6 protein-coding genes are annotated in these 4759 nt (G+C 58.2%); all 6 read right to left on the minus strand.

The window, feature by feature from the left end; translation table 11 throughout:
* Positions 1–331: 331 nt before the first annotated feature.
* The 6 genes from HNR46_RS20145 to HNR46_RS20170 all read right to left on the minus strand — a co-directional run bounded on the left by HNR46_RS20145 (position 332) and on the right by HNR46_RS20170 (position 4542).
* Positions 332–670, minus strand: a complete 339-nt coding sequence (locus tag HNR46_RS20145) for a hypothetical protein (RefSeq protein WP_184022443.1) — start codon at positions 668–670, stop codon at positions 332–334.
* A gap of 684 nt (positions 671–1354) precedes the next feature.
* On the minus strand, positions 1355–1801 hold the full coding sequence (locus HNR46_RS20150; protein ID WP_184022445.1) for an SMI1/KNR4 family protein: 447 nt from the start codon (positions 1799–1801) through the stop codon (positions 1355–1357).
* A 165-nt stretch (positions 1802–1966) separates the two neighbouring features.
* Entirely contained in the window at positions 1967–2371 is a 405-nt protein-coding gene (locus HNR46_RS20155; protein ID WP_221285309.1) for an amiloride-sensitive sodium channel family protein, read from the minus strand.
* 145 nt (positions 2372–2516) lie between these two features.
* Positions 2517–3083: a riboflavin biosynthesis intermediates N-glycosidase gene (gene ybiA, locus HNR46_RS20160; RefSeq protein ID WP_184022449.1), complete on the minus strand. Its 567-nt coding sequence runs from the start codon at positions 3081–3083 to the stop codon at positions 2517–2519.
* A 53-nt stretch (positions 3084–3136) separates the two neighbouring features.
* On the minus strand, positions 3137–3679 hold the full coding sequence (locus HNR46_RS20165; protein ID WP_184022451.1) for a hypothetical protein: 543 nt from the start codon (positions 3677–3679) through the stop codon (positions 3137–3139).
* Between the two features lie 551 nt (positions 3680–4230).
* Positions 4231–4542: a hypothetical protein gene (locus HNR46_RS20170; RefSeq protein WP_184022453.1), complete on the minus strand. Its 312-nt coding sequence runs from the start codon at positions 4540–4542 to the stop codon at positions 4231–4233.
* Between the last annotated feature and the right edge of the window lie 217 nt (positions 4543–4759).

Here is a 4759-nt window from a genome sequence, read left to right on the forward strand (position 1 = left end):
AGCCCACGAATAGCAGCATACAAAGCCGTAGGCGAACTGCTGATTCACACTGGATCAAAACGCCCTGTCTCATCCCGGTCCCCGACGCGTCGAGCCGGACGCCAGCACCTCATCACCTACGATGAAAACAGTAGAACTTTGCCCGTTGACAAAGAGGCAGCCATAGCAACGTCGAAGTGGTGGCACCCGCTACCGGGAGTGCCAGTCCGACTCAAGGTAAGGGGTTCTCATTAGGGTTCAATCTCCGACTCGCGGCGTGGTAGCGGGTTGCCACCCACGCCTTGTTCGGCGTTTTTGTCTTTAGTTCTTCCGAGCGATCGATCCTGCAGACTCAGTCGCCCGTAAGACGCTGCACGATAGCAACCAACCATAGACTGAAGGAAGCCACGACCACCGGATTTGGACTCAATGACCAGATCAGGAGGAGCCACTTGTGAAGTCCAATCGGCCGCTTCTCGACTTTGAAGCCGCGAATGACAGAAGGTGTCAAGGCGACCCAAAATGCCATTCCACAGGTAGCACTTCCTAACCAGAGTAGCGGCCAGATCCCGCCCTTCTGTAGCCATTCGCCAGACCGGATATCGCTCGAGATCCCGATCACGATTATTGCCCAGTAGACCACTGCAGCAATAGCCGCCACCTTGCGTGCGTTGGACGGCGTGATCTTCATTCTCTGCCGAACGTCAAAGCTGAGGCTGCCCCGGCAACTCACCGAAGTAGCCACGGACAATCAATCAGCTCCCGATGCTGGCGGCAAGAACGCAACAAAGCCGCTGATAGGGGTCGACCTCCAGTGCCTTGTTCGCCCTTGGGTCGCCAAGTGTCTGATTAGCTCTGGTCATTTTGTTTGGGACTGTAAGTCGCCAAGTCGGCAGTGGAGCCGCTGTGCGAAAAAGAGCCATACAACAATCAAGCAGGAGTTGATGAGAATTGGCCAAGGAAAAATCATGACTCCATGATCTCTGAGGAGCGACACACCGATGTTCCCGAGGCAAAAAAGCAGCCAAGGCAACCAAGATACTAAGAATGATGCCGGAGAACGAAAGTAGCCCTCTCTCCGTAACTCTGCCTCAGAAGAATGTAGAGTGGAGCTGCGATGCGCGCGTCGAATGACGAAGTGGTGAATCAGTCCCGCACCTACAGAGATGAGTAAGATCCAAGCGCAGTCCACAGCGGTGGTCATTGGGGACGGTGTCATAGCTGGTGCATCGGGTTAGGCGAACGTCAGAGAACACCAACCGCCTGACGGCAGCCGCGCGTTGACTGTGCGTTGAGGGTTGTAATCACGGTGAAAATTCGACTCGGAGCGGGTCAGGCGGTTGGGTGCTGCGACTTGTTCGCTTAGTTGTTTCTCTTATGCGGGATCGAGACACCCCTTAACGATGAAGTCACTAAAATCCTCCAACTCCGACGCCTGTGGTCGGTAGTCGTCTTCGTGGTCGGCCCACACAATCCGGTCCTCGCAGATCCCATCGATGATTGGAAAGCAGAGGTAGTCACCACCTCCGTTGTCCGAGAATGGCAGGAGCTTCCCTCTCATCTTGGGCATGTAATGATACTCCTTCCAGAGGCTCCAGCCACTCTGAGGATCGGGTGAAAACACCCACCCGAACGCGAAATCACCTGCTCCTTCGGTCGTCAAATGCCTCACGAATGAAGTCGGGAACCGGACACCCTGGTCGTGCTCAATCTGCGCGATCGCGTCAGGGGTCAATGGCTCATCACGCTCCGCCTCGAAGTGAAACGGATTCTTGGCCTTCCTGTCGGCCACGATCTGCGCAAGTTCAGCTTCGGAGGGCATCTTTTAGAGCGAACGTCATAGAACAGGCGGCCCCGGCGATCAATGGCGGCGCTCTCTGTTCTCGTTGCCGGATGGAACCACCAAAATGGAAACGCAACAAGGCCGCTGATAGGGGTCGCCCTGCTTCGACTTGTTGGGCTTGATTCGATTGATTCTCACGGCTGGTCAATCGATCTCGGCAATCGAACCCGTGCGGGAACCTGCTGTCAGCACTCCGACCAGTCCGCCGCAGAGCTTCCAAAGCCCGAAGGCGGCCGGGGCGGCCGGAAGTATCACCGCGCGGCTGCTCCATACAGTATAGCCTTCGGTGAGCGTCCAAATCAGCCAGATCAAGCCGACGCCAACCGCGATGAAAAGCAGACCCCACCAAATACGAGGCCAGTAGACTGCCCGAATCGTCCTGATCCGTTCCCGCTGAGCCTCACCGAGAATCCGCGCCGCCTCATCATCCGTTAGTCCCTTCGCGGCGAGGCTCTGAAGAATGTCCTCGTGGCGATCACCCCACATCACACGCCGACATACGGAATCGAGCATGCGCTCCCTACGGGAATCATCGTCGGCTGAGGTCACGCGTCGTTCAGTTTCTTGCCCAACGTCAAAGCTGTGGCGACCCGGTGACCTCACCGGTGCAGCCACGGACAATCAATCAGCTCTCGAAGCTGGCGGCAAGAACGCAACAAAGCCGCTGATAGGGGTCGTCCACCAGCGGCTTGTTCTACGATTCTTGTTTCAGACGGAACCGAACTTCCATGAGCGCGAAGCCAAGCAGGTTGAGCCCCTTCCAGAGGCGGGGGTTCTCGGCATGGCTCTCGTCCTTGCTGAGTCCGATCCCCCAGATGCGGTCCCGGGGACTCGCCTCGACGAGGACACGCTCACCAGTCTGAGTCAGATACGCGCCGAGTTCCCGGTGCTGTGAGAACTTGGCAAGGTTGCCAGATACTACGATCCGAAATCGGTTCGCAATCCAGGTCGATTCGTCGAAACCCGCCACCTCTCGACCCAATCGCTTGGCGGCACCTGGGCTGCCCGCCTGGAGGATCCGGTCCCGCACGCGGGCGTCGCCGAACAAACGCGCCTTCTCAGCCATCATATAGTGCTCAGTGGTAGGGTAGGAAACGCCATCCACTGAGAATCGACTTGGGAACCAATTGCTAAAGCAGCTCTGATCGATGCTCCCCTTACGCCGAGGCGTGTGGCCCCAGAAGAAGACGAACTTGGGACGGCCGCCACTCTCCACCAGACTCACGAGCTCATCGACCGAGCGTGCCTCAGTTGGCTGCATTTTCCGTAGAACGTCGAAGTCCACACACCCGCTGCCGGGAGCGCAGCTCCGACTCAGGTTGAGGGTGGTAGTGATCCCGCAAGATCCGACTCGGAGCGGGCAGCGGGTTGTGGTGCGACGCCTTGTTCGCTTTGTCTTTTGTATGCGGTGAGGATGGCTCCAAATGGAATGGAAAGCAGCAAAGCTCCGACGCCGCCTACTCGAAGCACACGGCCGAGAATCTTGTCGGGCTGCGACAGCCCCTCGGCGTAGCCCATGCCCGAAGCTCCGGGATAGAAATAATTGTATCCGGTGTCGCCGCCACCTCGGACGCGCAAGTAGTGGTCGATCAGGAGCTGCTCAGACACGAACCAAAGTGAGATCCAAGTCCCGAAGAATAGAAACACCACTGCGGCGGAAGATGCGGTAGATCGGAATAGTCCGAAGTCTCGGCTCTCGACCCATCGCAGGATGATCGCAGCAAGACTCAGCGCAATCAGCATCGATCCAACCCCAAGGCGGAACATGCTCGTGATCGTCGCGCTCAGCATGTCGTGAACCGCGAAGAACGCGGCAGCGACTGCGAGGAGGATCCCAATGCAAATCAGCGTTCTCATGCGCAATTCTTAGAGCGAACGTCAGAGAACAGGCGACCCGACCCTCATGGCGGAGGCGCTGTTCTCGTTGCCGCATGGAACCATCAACACGGATTTTCGACAAGGCCGCGGTGAGGGGTCGCCCTGATTCGACTTGTTGTGCTTTGCAGTGGGTCGCCTTGCCGGTTCGCTCCGCAACGCTCCCGAAACCGCCGTGGCGTGTGGCCAGAATCGTGGAGAGACCGGCCCCCGCAGCCAGCCCGACGCCCCGGGTTGCACTGCCGAATAGGGAGGAAAGGCTGCCGCAAAACGACGTGCCTCAGAAACCTATGCTCCCGGCCAGCGGTCCGCCGGTGAAGCTCCGCGCCATCTCGGCCAGCACCGGTCGAGTGCCCGAACGCGATGCCGCTTCCGACCTGCCCCGATCCCTCCGCCATCACGATCATCAACCCCGGAACACCGTGCTCCAAAGTTCAGCACAACGTCAAAGGACACAGGACCCCTGACCGGGGGCGCGACTTCGACTGTGGGTTGAGGTTGTAGCGTTCATAGCGGCTGGAACTCGCGGCGGGTCAGGGGTTCTGTGCTCCGGCTTCTTCTGCTTCTTCATTTTGGACGTTTGCCGCGATAGTCTCAATCACGTGCCTCCGAGCATCACGGGAGTGCTGATCCAATCGGCCCCACGCATCACGTAGTCCGTCATGCCGTGTAATCGATTCGATGATTGCGTCCGTCGAACTGCCATCCCACTTATCCAGTTCGTGCGCCCATGTCCGCAGCAATTCATCGACAGCGGGTTCCGGGAGCTCATCCCAAACAGGATTGATGTGCTTCGTTCCTTGAAGCATTCCCGCAATCAATCCCGCTCCGGTTCGTGAGTCCATTTTTTGCAGAACGTCAGAGAACAGGCGGCCCCGACCCTCATGGCGGCTCTCCGATTCTCGTTAACGGATTGAATCATCAAAACGGAAACTCAACAAGGCCGCTTTAAGGGGTCGTCCTGCTTCGCCTTGTTGAAACTGTCGAAAAACCCCTCCCTGTTCCAGCCCGATTTCCGCCCGCTGGCCCGCCCGCTGCTTCCTCGGGACGCGAGCCATGGCA

The organism is Haloferula luteola (assembly GCF_014201715.1).
Lineage (GTDB): Bacteria > Verrucomicrobiota > Verrucomicrobiia > Verrucomicrobiales > Akkermansiaceae > Haloferula > Haloferula luteola.